At 33.6% G+C, this 15,679-nt stretch carries 18 protein-coding genes and 1 pseudogene; 7 read left to right on the top strand and 12 right to left on the bottom strand.

What is annotated here, in order from left to right:
• Window positions 1–114 precede the first annotated feature (114 nt).
• Entirely contained in the window at window positions 115–504 is a 390-nt protein-coding gene (locus EKM03_RS13370; RefSeq protein ID WP_126740578.1) for a hypothetical protein, read from the bottom strand.
• Window positions 505–710: 206 nt separating this feature from the next.
• Window positions 711–1,325 (bottom strand): hypothetical protein, encoded by a 615-nt coding sequence (locus EKM03_RS13365; RefSeq protein ID WP_126740577.1) that lies wholly within the window; start codon window positions 1,323–1,325, stop codon window positions 711–713.
• Window positions 1,326–2,138: 813 nt separating this feature from the next.
• Between EKM03_RS13365 and EKM03_RS13360 the strand changes: the two genes are divergently transcribed.
• A complete protein-coding gene (locus EKM03_RS13360) occupies window positions 2,139–2,345 on the top strand; it encodes a hypothetical protein (RefSeq protein ID WP_126740576.1) in 207 nt (68 codons plus the stop codon).
• Window positions 2,346–3,050: 705 nt separating this feature from the next.
• Here EKM03_RS13360 and EKM03_RS13355 read toward each other — a convergent pair.
• A pseudogene (locus EKM03_RS13355) lies at window positions 3,051–3,557 on the bottom strand (DUF2400 domain-containing protein); the annotation flags it as partial.
• Window positions 3,558–3,695: 138 nt separating this feature from the next.
• Entirely contained in the window at window positions 3,696–4,358 is a 663-nt protein-coding gene (locus EKM03_RS13350) for an ABC transporter ATP-binding protein (protein ID WP_126454557.1), read from the bottom strand.
• Window positions 4,359–4,503: 145 nt separating this feature from the next.
• Here EKM03_RS13350 and msrA point away from each other — a divergent pair, with 145 nt between their 5' ends.
• Together msrA and EKM03_RS13340 are read left to right on the top strand one after the other, a co-directional pair.
• Window positions 4,504–5,151 carry a peptide-methionine (S)-S-oxide reductase MsrA gene (gene msrA, locus EKM03_RS13345; RefSeq protein ID WP_126462285.1) on the top strand — a complete coding sequence of 216 codons (648 nt, stop codon included), beginning with the start codon at window positions 4,504–4,506 and terminating at the stop codon, window positions 5,149–5,151.
• Between the two features lie 46 nt (window positions 5,152–5,197).
• Window positions 5,198–5,497 carry a hypothetical protein gene (locus EKM03_RS13340; RefSeq protein WP_126462282.1) on the top strand — a complete coding sequence of 100 codons (300 nt, stop codon included), beginning with the start codon at window positions 5,198–5,200 and terminating at the stop codon, window positions 5,495–5,497.
• A gap of 16 nt (window positions 5,498–5,513) precedes the next feature.
• On the opposite strand, the gene EKM03_RS13335 is transcribed toward EKM03_RS13340, so the two are convergent.
• From EKM03_RS13335 to EKM03_RS13315, 5 genes are all read right to left on the bottom strand, one after another.
• Complete coding sequence (locus EKM03_RS13335) at window positions 5,514–5,816, bottom strand: DUF6787 family protein (RefSeq protein ID WP_126462279.1); 303 nt, start codon at window positions 5,814–5,816, stop codon at window positions 5,514–5,516.
• A gap of 32 nt (window positions 5,817–5,848) precedes the next feature.
• Complete coding sequence (locus EKM03_RS13330; RefSeq protein WP_126561999.1) at window positions 5,849–6,283, bottom strand: DUF6146 family protein; 435 nt, start codon at window positions 6,281–6,283, stop codon at window positions 5,849–5,851.
• A 117-nt stretch (window positions 6,284–6,400) separates the two neighbouring features.
• Complete coding sequence (locus tag EKM03_RS13325; RefSeq protein ID WP_126554246.1) at window positions 6,401–7,351, bottom strand: D-2-hydroxyacid dehydrogenase; 951 nt, start codon at window positions 7,349–7,351, stop codon at window positions 6,401–6,403.
• Between the two features lie 114 nt (window positions 7,352–7,465).
• Complete coding sequence (gene serC, locus EKM03_RS13320) at window positions 7,466–8,536, bottom strand: 3-phosphoserine/phosphohydroxythreonine transaminase (RefSeq protein ID WP_126740575.1); 1,071 nt, start codon at window positions 8,534–8,536, stop codon at window positions 7,466–7,468.
• Between the two features lie 93 nt (window positions 8,537–8,629).
• The gene (locus tag EKM03_RS13315; protein WP_126554248.1) at window positions 8,630–9,688 is read right to left on the bottom strand and encodes an acyl-CoA reductase; all 1,059 of its coding nucleotides are present in this window, start codon (window positions 9,686–9,688) and stop codon (window positions 8,630–8,632) included.
• Window positions 9,689–9,824: 136 nt separating this feature from the next.
• Here EKM03_RS13315 and EKM03_RS13310 point away from each other — a divergent pair, with 136 nt between their 5' ends.
• Window positions 9,825–10,175, top strand: a complete 351-nt coding sequence (locus EKM03_RS13310; protein ID WP_126454541.1) for a 4Fe-4S dicluster domain-containing protein — start codon at window positions 9,825–9,827, stop codon at window positions 10,173–10,175.
• Window positions 10,176–10,228: 53 nt separating this feature from the next.
• Here EKM03_RS13310 and EKM03_RS13305 read toward each other — a convergent pair whose 3' ends face one another.
• From EKM03_RS13305 to EKM03_RS13295, 3 genes are all read right to left on the bottom strand, one after another.
• Complete coding sequence (locus tag EKM03_RS13305; RefSeq protein WP_126740574.1) at window positions 10,229–10,969, bottom strand: class I SAM-dependent methyltransferase; 741 nt, start codon at window positions 10,967–10,969, stop codon at window positions 10,229–10,231.
• A 493-nt stretch (window positions 10,970–11,462) separates the two neighbouring features.
• On the bottom strand, window positions 11,463–12,248 hold the full coding sequence (locus EKM03_RS13300) for an anti-sigma factor domain-containing protein (RefSeq protein WP_126462262.1): 786 nt from the start codon (window positions 12,246–12,248) through the stop codon (window positions 11,463–11,465).
• Window positions 12,248–12,778, bottom strand: coding sequence for an RNA polymerase sigma factor (locus tag EKM03_RS13295; RefSeq protein ID WP_126462259.1), 531 nt, complete (start codon window positions 12,776–12,778; stop codon window positions 12,248–12,250). The genes EKM03_RS13300 and EKM03_RS13295 overlap by 1 nt, the downstream gene beginning before the upstream one ends.
• A gap of 233 nt (window positions 12,779–13,011) precedes the next feature.
• Here EKM03_RS13295 and EKM03_RS13290 point away from each other — a divergent pair, with 233 nt between their 5' ends.
• From EKM03_RS13290 to EKM03_RS13280, 3 genes are all read left to right on the top strand, one after another.
• Entirely contained in the window at window positions 13,012–13,665 is a 654-nt protein-coding gene (locus EKM03_RS13290; RefSeq protein WP_126462256.1) for a DUF4331 family protein, read from the top strand.
• Between the two features lie 64 nt (window positions 13,666–13,729).
• The gene (locus tag EKM03_RS13285; protein ID WP_126562002.1) at window positions 13,730–14,284 is read left to right on the top strand and encodes a DUF4331 family protein; all 555 of its coding nucleotides are present in this window, start codon (window positions 13,730–13,732) and stop codon (window positions 14,282–14,284) included.
• Between the two features lie 99 nt (window positions 14,285–14,383).
• Window positions 14,384–15,679 (top strand): lipopolysaccharide assembly protein LapB, encoded by a 1,296-nt coding sequence (locus EKM03_RS13280; protein WP_126740573.1) that lies wholly within the window; start codon window positions 14,384–14,386, stop codon window positions 15,677–15,679.

Here is a 15,679-nt window from a genome sequence, read left to right as displayed (position 1 = left end):
TTTTACGCACTTGTTTCATATGTTAAAATTAAGGTTTTATTCTTAACTTTTTATGCAGGTAAAGTTAGCAAGTCCAGGAGCCCCCGCTATACAGACTGGTATGTGAAAAAAGCTTTATTTATTATTTCTTCGGGATTCACATAATTCAGCATATTCGTCACTCAATAACCAATCAATCATTTCTGGGCTATATTTATTCGATACTGTTTCTTCAGATGGATCTTCGTAAATTTCTTCAACTGGTGGTTTTGCTTTAAAAATTAATCTAAACAGCCAAACTAAGAGCATACCGATTAACAACAACGCCCCAGCTGCAATACATGCCAACAAATTAATTATAGCGAAAAAGAAACCGAAGATACTGATATCTCCAGGTAAACTTCTCGCAGCGCTAGCGCGAAAACCTTCGGCTAAGTACCCCGCAAATAAATTATATTGGGTTTGTGATCGCATGCTCCCGTCAATCGGGACCCCATTAAAATTATGATTCGAAATATTTCCCATAATTCAGATTTAGTATAAATGAACCTAAATATAGGCAAAATCCTCCAGAATTCAAAGTAAACATCTGATTAATATCTCGTTAATAATGAAATATTTTCTTTCCGTATTCAAAGAAATTACTTCTAGGTAAAAAAGAGTTAGTCTAATAATACCTGGTATCCCTCGTAACCGTTCTAAACTTATCAATAATCGTCGATCCGTTTAAGTTATTTCAAAAAATCCCAATCTTCGTTTTTAAGACCTCCCTTTGAAATGTAGAATAATCCAGCTTCATATCTATTGTAAGGCTCGACATCAACTCTATCATAGCGAAAATAAGTTGTGATATCCTTGGTAATCTCTTCAAGTATCTTTTTGTTTTCTACATGCAACACGAAATGATTATGATACCCAACTCGATTTGTAAATGCTTCAGTCACAAAGAACATACGGAAACTTGAATGACCACTATATTTCAAAATTAACGCCTCAAACAACCCATGCATTTGTTTAAAACAGCTTTTTTTATTTCTCTCGGCCCTATACGCTACCGTTATAAATAATGACCATTCCATTCCGTATAACACACTAGGCATACTATTCCGATCTACTAAACAATCAAGTAAATTTTTCATCTGGTGATTTTCTTTTTTTAATATTTTATTCTCGCTGAACATTACCTCACTGTTGAAATATTTAGCGTGATCACAAGGAAAAACTCTCTTTCCATTTTTAAGTTTTGTCTCTGCAAATAAATCTTCATCTTTCTTGTAAAATCTATAAATTTTACTTTTACTGCACTTGGTGTTTTTAATAAACTCCTTTAAATTCTCAAACTTCATTCTTTTTTCTATTATTGATTAGATACAAGATGTATACAAGGGCAAGCATCTATTATATAAATAGCGAACTATCTGAAAAAGTGTAGCTTTTCGGGACTTTTTTTTAAAAAATAATTTGAGGTAATAAAATATATCCGTTCCAAAATGACACGGTTAGAGGTTAAAATTTGGAAATAGGTAGGAAATATAGAAAAACTACTGTTTGTACCACTGATACAAACATCCAGAAAAAAGGTTTCATTTGGCCATAAATTCCCGCCAGCACTGACATGGCGATTAGAATACAATAAAATCATTAAAACAATTAAATCCACAATGTAAAATGACGGGGTGATAAAACGTTCAGATACAATAGGTCTTTATAGGTCCTTTGAAAGGGTTATACTATATGTAATTACATTAAAAGATAGTTTTGAGTTCCTCTAATTCATCAATAATAACTATCTTGTCCCTGTATTACATTTATAAAATAAATTAATTTCCCCCAGTTTGGGTTTGAAAAATAGTAACTTTATAAATAAATAATATGACATTTGGCTAAAGCGAAAGAAATGGTGGATAGCATATATCTCTGGCAGAATCAGCTGTCAAAGATGCTATTCAAGAAATAAGGAATATGGTTACATAACTTCCGAATTAAAAAAATATAATAATCGATTAGGGTTTAAATCAAATCGCACTATTAATTTAGATTGGGATTTTATTCAAAAATTATGTGACGAATATATTTTAGCGAATTATAAGATAGATACCACCTCATCAACTTCTAAAGGAATAATAATTGAAACTGCAATAACAAATAGTGATGAAATCATGCCAGCAATGGTAAAAACAACAATTGATTCATTAAAAGTCGCAAAACTTCTCGATGCTAACATAGTTACACCAATAATGGCTACAGAAGAAATCACAACGAGTAAGGAAGTTGTTCCAGTTACAATTAATAAAATAGTGACTGAAGAAACACCACTTAAAACCGAAGTTAAAAGGGATAAAAAAATTAAAGAAGAATTAGAATAAAGATTTGAAATAATAAAACGTAAAATGTTAAAATTGAACAATTCGACTACTTCAATGAAATATCAGAATTGGAAAAAATATCAAATGAATATTCAACAGATGAATTAAATGAAGCTCTTGATATGTATGAAAATAATATAGAAAACAATTAGTCTCGATATAGATTCACCACCATTAAGATATATTTTTATCAAAAATTAAATTTCTTATAAACTAATCCTTAATTGGAAACTGTAAAATAGAAAATAATTGTTTACGATTGTTTTACGCTGGTAATTAATCAATCCTTAATTTTTATTCAATCTTTTTCAAAGAGATCAGACGAATTTTCGTCTCACCTTATCCCATTATATTACAGATTGTTACTTTAAAAAAAATATAAAGATCAAATTAACAATAATTTTAATATAGTAATTCCTGTCCCTCCACATCGGAGAAGTCAAATTTTGAAAAATCAAATGTTTTATAAAATTAGACTCTGGTCTATTGTAGTTGGTTCTAATGTTCCTTTTCCCTTCAAGAAATTATTTTCTAAAATATAAAGTTCTTCAATAATTTTATTTGTTTCATTAACAAGATGTAAAGAGAAAATATTCGAAACTTAACATGAAATTATAATTTGTAAAGCTCATATCCACTGCAGCGGACAAAGGAAATAATAACCGATTCATATTAATTAAGGACTACCTTAATTGCCTTTTTCAATATGTTAATTCTCTTTGCTGCTGAATTGTTCAGCGGATCGGAGATGTGCTTTTGGGTCCTGTACGGGTGCGGAATTTCAAAAAATATTTTCTTGAATTCATGGATGCTTTTTTGCATCGAATGAGTTTCCTGATGTTTGCTGAAAACCACTTCTAAACCACCATGATTGGCATAAACGTGCTGCAAACTTCTGATGAAACTAGCAAAATCCTGTCCGTTGAAAGTGCGGTGTACAAACAATTCCAATTGTTCCAAATCATTTTCTGTATGTGACATGACAAAATCATACGGTGCATTTCCCATTAAATCCATCATGCGATGTGAATTTTTGATAATCATCTTACGGTTTCCCCAAGCAATGGTAGCGCTGAGAAAACCGGCAATTTCAATGTCTTCTTTTTGTGAAAACAAATGCGGGATTTGTACCGGATCACTTTCTATGAAATCGAGTGTGTTGTATTGTAGGACTTTTTCGTCGAGGAAATCTTTAAGTTCTGATGGATTCATTATAGAGGATGACTTTGGATACTAATTTGTTTTAGGAAGTACAGCTAGTTCTTTCAAGGTATAGCCCAGATAGAAACGGCATCCTTTTTATTTTTTCTTTAAAAATAAAAAGATAGAGTGTATAGCTGGAAATAGCTCCTAATTACTAATCAAACCGTCTACCATTATTAGTTTTCTGTCGGCCATATTGGCTAATTCCTCGTTGTGTGTCACAATTACAAACGTTTGTCCCAGTTCATCACGCAGTTTGAAAAATAATTGATGTAGGTTTTCAGCAGAAGCCGTGTCTAGATTCCCGGAAGGCTCATCAGCAAAAATGATAGCAGGTTTATTAATAAGCGCTCTGGCCACCGCCACACGTTGCTGTTCCCCGCCGGAAAGCTCGTTGGGTTTGTGATTCATTCTATGGGAAAGACCAAGATAAGTCAGTAGTTTTTTAGCTTCAATTTCCGTTTCAACTTTGGGCTTATTAGCAATGAAAGCAGGAATGCACACATTTTCTAATGCGCTAAATTCTGGTAACAATTGGTGAAATTGGAATATAAAACCTAAATTTAAGTTTCTGAATTTGGATAAGTTTTTGTCATTCATCGTCAGAATGTCCTCATTGTTGATGCGTAATTCAATTCCGTTTTCAAGGCTTGGCTTGTCTAAAGTACCAAGGATTTGTAAAAGTGTTGTTTTTCCGGCTCCTGAAGCACCAACGATAGAGACAATCTCTCCTTTTTGAATATGTAAATCAACTCCTTTCAACACATGGAGTTGATCGTAATATTTATGTAAATTTTTGGCTTGTATCATTATAATCTATTTTTACAAAGAAACAAAGATTTTCATGATTATGAATTGGAACACCGTTTATTTTCCTTTGACAAACTATAAACTTTAGTTAAGAGTGGATATTCACAACGATTTAATGAATAAATTTGATCTTAAATCATAGGTTATGAATAAAATAATTGGGATTTTTTTAGCACTATTGCCTTTTTCATTTTGTGCAAAAGAAAAAAATAGTACTTTGCCTAAAAGTATAGAAACAAAAAATATGGAAATACAAAACAAAATGGAAGTGGCAACCTTTGCGGGAGGTTGTTTCTGGTGTACCGAAGCAGTTTTTTTACAACTAGACGGCGTGAGCAAGGTAGTTTCAGGATATATAGGCGGAAACACAGTAAATCCTACATATCAGCAAATAGGTACTGGTGACACTGGTCATGCCGAAGCGATTGAAATTACGTTTGATCCTAATAAAATAAGTTTTGGAGAGCTATTGGAAATATTCTTTGCCACACATGATCCTACAACTTTGAACCGTCAGGGGAATGATATTGGGACGCAATACCGAAGTGAAATTTTTTACCACAATCCTTTCCAGAAACAGTTATCCGAGGATTATATGGCTTTGATGACTACTGAGAACACATTTGGAAAACCAATTGTTACTAAAATTTCATCAGCAACGAAGTTTTATGTAGCGGAGGATTACCATCAAAACTACTACAATCAGAACAAAACACAAGGATATTGCAGTTATGTGATCACACCCAAAATTGATAAATTAAAAAAAATATATCAGGATAAACTCAAAAAATAATTGGCACTAGAGATTTGTACGCATTCCAAAATAAAATCAAAATTTTATGACAGAACAGGTGTCCGTTAGCGCAGAAAGCAGTAAGACCAGAAATCTCTTTTTAGGAATTCTGTTTGATGCCATCGGTATGCTTTCGTTCGTTGTTCCTTTTATAGGGGAGTTTTCAGATGTAATTTGGGCTCCTCTAGCCGGTTTTTTGATGACATGGATGTATAAAGGAACAATTGGACGGGTAGGAGGAGTGATTACTTTTCTGGAAGAAATTTTACCGTTTTCGGATTTTATTCCCACCTTTACCTTAACTTGGATTTACAAGTATGTAATTAAAAACAAAAACGCCTCGTAATTCGAGGCGTTTTTAGTTATTTCTTAAAAATAAATTCTAATCCCATGCGTTTAAGCATCTTTTTTTCGAAAGTCCAAAAGAATTTGAACTGTCCGAACAAAAAGCCTATTAACACTAATAATACTTGATAGATGGGGAAAATTAGAACTAACCGAACAGGAGTAAACCAATGCCCTAATTCTTCGGAAGTAATTCCCAGCCAAAAACAAAAAGGTTCGGACAACCATGCCGATGCGGATCCGGTTATTGCAAAAACAATAAATATAAGGGTAAGTTGGAAATTAGTTTCAATCCCCCAACGCTGTTTCAGTTTGTTCATTTTTATTTATAATCAATACAAAGATAGTGACATTATCTGATGGGGACAAAACCAAAGAATTTTTGTTTATGCGTGTTTTGAAAATAAATCATATAATTGTAGATCAAATAATTTACTTCATACCCATAATCAATGTTATGGTCATAATTGATTGTCAATTCATACAAATTGGGATCATAGCGTTGCGGTTGCAACACCCGACTGTTCCATTCCATCACATAAAGTTGGTTTTTGCTTTCCAAAAAAGGTTGGGAATGATAATTTCTTGGAAAAGCCCTTGAGTTAAGCCAAAGGCTAAAACCAGGATCAATAATTATCACCTCGTATTCCAGTTCCTCATTTGCAATACGAACTGTGTCGCCTTGAGCGGCAACAGATTTCTCGGTACTTGGAAATGCAGTTTTAGAAGATGTGCATCCCAAAATCACACAAAAAATGACGATAATGATGCAGTAACTTTTTTTCATGATAAAAAATTGAATTATAAAGTTACGAAAAACAAATCATTGATTGGTAGGATTTTAAACAAAAAAAGAGGCTGTTTGTATCAAACAGCCTCTCATTAAATATTTAATTTGAAAATACTAACCTAATATGCTAATAATTTGGGAAGCTAATTCAGTCCCAATTCTATCTTGTGCTTCTCCTGTTGCCGCTCCAATATGTGGAGTCAACGAGATTTTATGATGCATCAAAATAGCCATTTCAGGAGTTGGTTCATTTTCAAAAACGTCTAATCCTGCAAATAATACTTTTCCGCTGTCTAATGCTTTTACTAATGCAACTTCGTCAATAACACCGCCACGGGCACAGTTTACAATTCCTACACCCTCTTTCATAATAGCAAGTGCTGCCTCTCCAATGATGTAACCATCTTGTGCAGGAACGTGTAACGTAATGAAATCAGCTTCTTTGAATAAAGATTCTAATGATTGAGAAACGATTGTGGTCGTGATGGATTGTCCGTCAAAAAATTCGACTTTAACATCTACTTGCGGGATAAAACTATCGGCAGCAATCACTTTCATTCCTAGTCCTAACGCCATTTTAGCGGTAGCCTGACCAATACGGCCAATTCCAACAATTCCCAGTGTTTTTCCTCTTAGTTCAATTCCGTTCGCATAAGCTTTCTTCAAACCATCAAAGTTGGTATCTCCTTCAAGCGGCATATTTCTGTTCGAATCATGCAAGAAACGAACGCCGGAAAATAAATGTGCAAAAACCAATTCAGCCACTGATTCTGAGGATGAAGCTGGAGTATTAATCACGTGAATCCCTTTGCTTTTAGCATAATCCACATCAATATTATCCATACCTACACCACCACGACCTATGATTTTCAGCCCTGGGCAAGCGTCAATGATATCTTTCCGAACTTTAGTTGCACTTCGTACCAAGACCACACTTACATTATTTTCGTTTACAAAATTAGCCACTTGTTCCTGTGCTACTTTTGTTGTTATCACTTCAAATCCACCTTTTTCTAAAGCTAGAATTCCACTTTTAGAAATTCCGTCATTGGCTAATACTTTCATTTGTATTTTATATTTAAAGATTGAAAAATTTAAAGATTCAATCTATGTTGTTTAATGTAGTGATTGATTAAAAATTGATTTTTCAAATCTTTAAATCATTCAATATTTTAATTTTTAAATTCCTTTTTCCAAAGCCTGCATTACATCCACTAATACTTGAACACTTTCTAACGGGAGTGCATTGTACATAGAAGCTCTGTAACCACCTACTGAACGGTGTCCGGGCAAACCTGAAATTCCCGCTGCTTTCCACATTGCATCAAATGTGGCAGCATATGCTTCATCATTTAATAAGAAAGTAGCATTCATGTTCGAACGATCTTTAACAGCTGCAGCGCCTTTGAATAATGGGTTTCTGTCAATTTCTCCGTAAATCAACGCTGCTTTTGCATTGTTTATTTTTTCAATAGCGGCAATACCACCAAGATTTTTCAACCATTGTAAGGTCAACAAGGAAGCATAAACCGGAAAAACAGGGGGTGTATTGTACATACTTTCTGCTTTGATATGTTTAGTGTAATCCAACATGCTTGGGATTATTCTACCACTTTTACCCAAGATTTCTTCTTTTACAACAATCAGGGTAGTTCCTGCTGGTCCCATATTTTTTTGGGCTCCGGCATAAATCAAATCAAATTTAGAAAAGTCTAATTGTCGTGAAAATATATCAGAGCTCATGTCACATACAATTGGCATGTCCAATGCCGGGAATTCCTTCATTTGTGTACCAAAAATAGTGTTGTTACTCGTGCAGTGAAAATAATCAGCATCTGCTGGTACTGCGTATCCTTTTGGAATATGATTGTAATTTTCGTCTTTTGAGGAAGCAACAACTACTGTGTCACCAAAAAGCTTAGCTTCTTTTATAGCACCAGCTGCCCAGGTTCCGGAATCAAGATACGCCGCTTTTCCGCCCTCTTTCATCAAGTTATAGGGAGCCATAATAAATTCTAGACTCGCTCCGCCTGCCAGAAATAAGGCGCTGTAGCCTTTGCCTTCAAGTCCTAAAAGTTCAATAACCAGTGTTCTCGCTTCGTCCATAACGGCAACAAAATCCTTGCTTCTGTGTGATATTTCTAAAAGGGATAATCCGGAATCATTAAAATTTAAAATAGCTTGTGCTGATTTTTCAAAAACTTCTTGCGGTAAAATACAAGGTCCTGCGCTGTAGTTGTGTTTTTTCATGGTGTAGTTTATGTCCAAAAAATTAAAGTGCAAATTTCGACAATAGGAGTTTAAAAAACGTTAATTAATTCGGAATAATTGTACTTTTTTCAGCTATATTGTTAACAAAAACGAAATAGTATCGGTATTATCTGCATAATTCCATAATTGGGGATTTTGAGTTTGTCCAAAAGCCACATTGTCATCAATCGTTCTATCCGCTACAACACATTGTATTTGCTCACTTTCTAATTTTAATTTTGTTTTTAATTCATTAATGTCGTCATAAAACTCATAAAAGACACTTGAAATTGGCGAGGCATGACTTTGATCTTCTTTTAAAGTCAGAAATCCATTGTCCAGTAATTTGAAATTACTCATCAGAAAAACCGCCTTATTGTAATCGTAATTGTTAGCATATTTTTCGTAATGAATGACGTCTTGGTACACAAATATGGCTTCAAAAAACGGAACAAACGAATATCCTTTTGGCACAAAAAGTTTAGAAACATTGCGGCAACCCAATCCGAAATAGCGAAAAATATCTTCGCCTAAAGCAGTAAGTTGTTCTTGGGTTTCATTTCCGGTTAAAACCGCTACTGAATTTCTGCTTTTTCTAATAATAGACGGTTTGTCTTTAAAATAATATTCAAAATAACGGGCTGTGTTGTTGCTTCCTGTGGCAATAACGGCATCAAAATTCTCTAATTTTCCATCTACAAAGGTAATATTCTTAGCTAATCCTGGTTGTACTGCAATGATGTATTTAGCTAAAAAAGGTAATAAATGCTGGTCATTTGACGATGTTTTAACCAACACATTATTTCCTGTAATTAGAACCGATAGAAAATCGTGAAAACCCACCAACGGAATATTTCCGGCAAGAATTAAGGCGATGTTTTTAGATTCTTGTATTGGAATAGTATAACTGGAAAGCCATTGGTTTAAGTTCTTTTCTGTCAGAGCTTCTGCCCAAGAATGTATCGAGAAATAGACGTTTTCTGGGGTGTACCAGCCATTATGCGATTGCGATAATTGTATCAAGTCAACAAAAGCATCAAAAAACGCTTCGTTGTGCAAAACAGTCGGATTTTTTAACGTGTTGTTTTCGGAAAACTGACTTAAAAATTTCCCTAATTCAACAAAAACACTTTTTTTTGTTTCTAATGTCATAATGTTTGCTTATGAATAGTTTTGATTGTAATTTTGCACAAAAATAAGCATAATTATGTCGAAAGTCAAAAGTCCTAATGTCAAAAGAACATTTGATATTTTACCTTCGATATTTTGACTTTAAAACAATAAAAAGATGGCAATTATTATAACAGACGAATGTATCAATTGTGGTGCTTGTGAGCCCGAGTGTCCAAATACCGCAATATATGAAGGAGCAGACGATTGGAGATACAAAGACGGAACAAAACTGAAAGGGAAAGTGATTTTGCCTGATGGGTCCGAAGTAGATTCCGATGAAGCTCAAACTCCAATTTCTGACGAAGTGTATTATATTGTACCCGGAAAATGTACGGAGTGTAAAGGATTTCACGATGAGCCACAATGTGCGGCCGTATGCCCGGTAGATTGCTGTATTCCGGATGACAATCATGTAGAAAGCGAAGAGACTTTACTGAACAGACAAGCGTTTTTACACAACGAATAGCAAATAATTTTGTATTGATATAAATCCTGAGTCTGATGCTCGGGATTTTTTTTCTATTTTTTTCGTGCAACAATAACATACGTATCGTAAGCGTAGGTTTTTCTATCGATGGTTTGAATGATTTCAAAGTCATTTAAATATAAAAATAGTTGTATTTCGTTTAAGGTAAAAACACGAACGGTAGAAAAATCATCGGCAATTATTTCTTTTTTATCATTTTTCATGGTGTAATAACGAGCTGTCCAATCCAGCATAAAATTTTCTAAGGCAGTTGTTATCCACTTGCTGTTGCGATAGTAGTCTATTCCTTGGTAGGTAGCTTCGTGAAGTGTCACAGGATTTTCTTTAATAAAAGGGATAAATCTATTAGCATCTATAAAGTCAAAAATGAGAATTCCCTCTTTACTCAGGTTTTTATAAATAGAACAGAACGTATTATTTAGATCTTGATTTGTTATCAAATAACTGGTAGAGCGTCCCGTAATTAATATGGAATCAACAGGTTTTTGTAGTTTAAAATCCCTCATGTCTCCCAGAATAAAAATCCCATTTTCATTTCTTTTTTTGGCAATTGCAATCATACTTTGGCTGTAATCCAAACCAATATAATCGATGTAATTTTGTAAAAACCGTTTGGCTAGATTGCCTGTTCCACTGCCAATTTCCAAAACTGTTTTGCACTCGTGTTCCTTAATTAAATTGGTATAGAATTGATATTCTGCATCATAATCAATAAAGGTTTGGTACATGGCGTCAAAAATTGAGGCCATTTTTCCATCATAAAGATTTGCCATGATAAGGTGTTTTAAAGACTAAATTTAGGGAGAATAAATGATATAAAAAAAGGGTTGTCTCAAATTAAAAATAAACCAGTCACTATTGTTTGTATTTCGAATTGGGAAAACCTATGATTTCCAAAGATCTATTTCACTCTCAAGGAGGTGAATTTGATAAAAAGTAAAAAGCAGCGATGGAATAGGAATTTCTTTCTCCCGGAATAACTTCTTGTTTTTCGTATTTGGTTGTGCTTTGAGGATAATTTGATGTATACTCACTTCAATTACTTCGTGAAATAGATGGCCTAGCGGCACTAAGTCTTGTCTTGAAGAAGGCTAAAGCTTTATTTGCTTTTGATGAAAGGCTTTAAAAACAGGTTTTTGAAATTACATAGTATGGATTAAAAACCAGAAAATCGTAAAAATAGAATGCTTATTCTGTTAATTTGAATATATAAATAGGCTGTCCTTTTGAGATAGCCTATTTATATTGATCCAAAAAAGGAATTAGTTATACTTTTCCTAAGGTGTATAATTGTTCCATTGTAGGAGTCAAACTTCCGCCTGCGGGTTCTAATGTAATTCCAAAGGCTTCCGCTTCATTAGCATTATTTACTGCAAATAATTTTTGTTCATTTACATCAAAATCTTCTAATAATCCAATGCTGGTAGGAGTCAGCGGACTTAATTTTAACGCCCAAACCTGATATACCATTCCTTCTGGCGGTTCTGGCAAGCCTGCAGCATCAATATAAACCACTTTGGTGTCTTGATTCCAGTATACTTTTGCAAAGGATTCCGGAGCTACAGTTTGCCCTCCAAGAGCTACTACTGTATTTTTAGTATCCCTTACTACGGCTAAACTCGTTTCAATTGTTGTATTTTTTAATTTTAAGACATTAAATTCTTTTTCTAATTTAGCTTTCTCAATTGCTGTAGTAGCAACTTGTGTATTGGTCTGATCCAGTTGATTGTATTGGTACCCAATACCAACTAATAATAGTATAGCTGCAGCCCAACCAATGTACTGAGCTCTATTGTTAGTAGGTTGTAATGGTATGACTTGAGCATGTTTAAGTTCTAGCTTTTCTTTTATTTTTTCGAAATTAGCTACAGAATGAAAGGGTGAAAAGCTGGATGATATAGCAATAATCGCTTTCTCAATAGCAATAATTTCTGCATTTATTTCCGGACTGTTTTTCGCCATAGTGGTAACTTCTTCGTTTTCGGGTTCACTCAGTAAACCGTAAACGTAAAGCTCCAGAATTCCTGATTCAATATATTCTTTTGTTTCCATTATACTTTCAAATAATTTCGTAGATCATTAATACAATTTCTATTTTGTGTTTTTACAGTTCCTAAAGGTATTGCCAACTCATCCGAAGCTTCCTGCTGGGTGTAACCTTTAAAAAAAAGTAAATCTATTATTTGAATACATTTTGGTTTCAGTCTTTTTACAAATTCCTGCAACCCTATTGTATCCACTTTGTCAGACAGTTTGTTGCTGTCTTCAAAATGATTTACGAAATTATCTGAAGAAAGGTTTTTTTGACTGTTATTAAAATTTTTAGAACGTAATTTATCAATAGAGGTATTTCTGGCAATATTTAGAATCCATGTGTAGAACCGACCTTTACTTTCGTGATAGGAATCAATGTTTTTCCAGATTTTGACAAATACATCCTGAAGTACATCTTCAGCTTCTTCTCTGTTTTTTACGAGAACATTGATCACGGAAAATAAGCTTTTCGAATACATATCATATAGATGTGTAAATGCCCTTTCATCTTTCTTGTAAATTAAGACTAACAATTCTTCTTGGCTCATACTATTTTTTATTTATCTCTTACAAATTTATACAATCTTACTTTACAATTGACCTTTTTTATGATTAGTAATACCAAAAAAAATAATTTTTAAAATAATTGAATTTTATTTAAGTATTTAAAATATTGATTGTAAGTAACTTAAATAAAAGTCTATTTTTTTTTAGGGTTAAAAAAAACCAAATCAAGTACAATCCCGTAAATGCTTGTATAACCTTTTAAATTTATAATAAAATGAAAAAATCAAAAATGATTTTAGGTCTTTCGCTAGTGGCGGTTTCAGGCTTAATTTTAGTAGCTGCGGATCACATTGATGCTCCTGCTACAGCATCGGGTGGTGCAAATGATATTACTGACGTGTACGCTTTTCAAGGGCAAGACACTAATAATTTAGTTTTTGCTGTAAATACACAAGGCTTGTTAAGTCCAAATGCAACTGGTGCTGCAAAATTCGATGAAAACACAATGATCGAAATTAATATTGACAACAATGGTGACAATGTTGAGGATTTAGTGATCCAAGCTATCAAAAGAGATGACAAGATGTATTTCTTTGGTCCGGTAGCTCCAGGTACTCCAGGAACTTCAAGCACGATTAAAACGGCTGCTGCCTCAGGAAGTGTTACCATATCTTCTTATGGAGCTGCTGCATTAACGGCAGAGAATAATGGAATGAAATTTTTTGCAGGACCAAGAGACGATCCCTTCTTTTTTGACTTAGGTCAATTTAAAGCTATTCTTGCTGGTACAGCAACTGGATTCAAGAATCCTGGAACAGATACTTTTGCAGGGACTAATGTGCTTTCAGTAGTTGTAGAAGTTCCTAAAGCAATGCTAGGTACTTCAGGAACAGTAAATGTTTGGGCAGAAACCAAGAAAAAACAATAACTATTTTAATTTTAAAGTATGAAATCGGAATCTACGATTTTTAAAATAACTAAATACAAACGTCATGAGTAAAACAAATAAATTCAAAATTATAACAATCGCATTAATAACTGCAGTTGTTTCGGTAAATTGTGATAATAACGATTCAGATTCTGTTTCTGAACCAAGTATTAATTTCACAGGTACTTTTGTACAGCAAGATCAAATGGCTAGACCGGCAATAAACACTGTATTTATTGCTTCAGGATCTCCTAAAGATGAATTTAACGGTACCATTCCTTCAGCAATGGGTGCTAAATATCAATCTGTTTTTCAATCTAGATTAATGGCCTTGAATCCAGGGTATACCACTAATGCATTAGGACAAACGGCTGCTCAGTTTACCGGTCTTTTAGCTACGGATGTATTAGGAGTTTCTAAAACAGCAAAAACAACTTTCTTTGATGGGACTAATATTTTGACAGGAAGAGCTTTGGCTGATGATGTAATCGATGTGGAATTATTATTGGTTTTTGGTGGATCAGCGGGTACTTCAAATCCAGGGCTTACTAAAGATAATGTGAATTCAAATGATAAAACATTTAGCACAACTTTCCCATACCTAGCTTCTGCTTGGTAGTATTTTCTTAAAAAAACAGAGCGCTTTATTTAATAATCTTCGCTCTGTTTTTTTATTTTTAAAACAAACAAACAAACAAACAAACAAAATAATTAGAGTATGAAAACTTTAAAAATAATTCCATTTTTGGTTTTCACAATCCTATTAATATTCGGTTGCGAGACTAAATCAGAACAAATTACAAATGCAGATGATTACACGAAATATCTGGGTTTAAAAGATAATAAATCAGTGACTTTTGCTCAGAATGAAATTGATTTTTGGCAAAAAAAATTCGATGCAGCACCCAATCAAATTAGTTATTTAAGTCAGATAGCGGCTAATTACAGTACCCTTTTTGAATATACAGGCGATATTAAAAACCTATATAAAACGGAAGAATTATTAATACAATCGAACGAAGCCTACGATTATTCCAGAGTGTCAACGGTTCGATCTTTAGCAAGAAATTATATCTCTCAGCATCGTTTTAAAGAAGCGTTGGTATTAGCTAATAAAGCATTAGCTATAGGTGAAGGAAAAAAAGAAACTCAAAAATTACTTTTCGACGTTCAAATGGAACTTGGGAATTATCCGGAAGCAGTCAAAAATTTGAATGCGATTAGGGATATGAATAGTTTTGATTATTTGATTCGCTTGGCAAAATGGAACGATCACAAAGGCGATCTTGAAACAGCTATTACTTTTATGGAAAAAGCCAGAGATATTGCTGAGAAAGAAGATAATAAGGTGCTTAAAATTTGGTCCTATTCGAACTTAGGTGATTTTTATGGTCATGCTGGCAGAATTCAGGATTCGTATGACAGTTTCTTAAAAACAGTAGCACTAGATCCTAATTATTCCTATGCTCTAAAAGGAATTGCCTGGATTGTTTTTTCGAAAGAAAGAAACACTGAAGAGGCGAATCGAATTATTGATGCTATTGCCACCACACACAACACTCCAGATTTTTATTTATTAAAATCTCAAATTGCTCAATTTGATGGAAATAAAAGTGAAGAAATAAAAAATAGAAACGCTTATTTTTCGATGATGGAGAAAAATAATTATGGTGCAATGTACAACAAATACAATGCTTTGATTTATGCTGAGGACAAAAATACGGCGCAAAAAGCAATAGAAATTGCTAAGATTGAAGTAGCACACAGGCCCACTGCTGATTCTTATGATTTATTGGCCTGGGCGTACTTAAATGTAGGCGATAATAAAAAGGCTTTAGAAATTGCTCAGCTTCATGTAGCAGGGAAATCCTTTGAGCCAAAGATTCAATACCATTTAGCGATGATTTATAAATCGAATAATTTACCACTCAAAACCAAACCTATTAAGGACGAATTACTGTCTAGTTTGTATGAATTGGGGCCTAACTTTGAGAAAAAGGTAAACCAATTATAA

The sequence above is a fragment of the Flavobacterium sp. GSP6 genome, assembly GCF_003984855.1.
GTDB lineage: Bacteria > Bacteroidota > Bacteroidia > Flavobacteriales > Flavobacteriaceae > Flavobacterium.
This window is presented reverse-complemented; position numbering and strand designations above follow the sequence as displayed.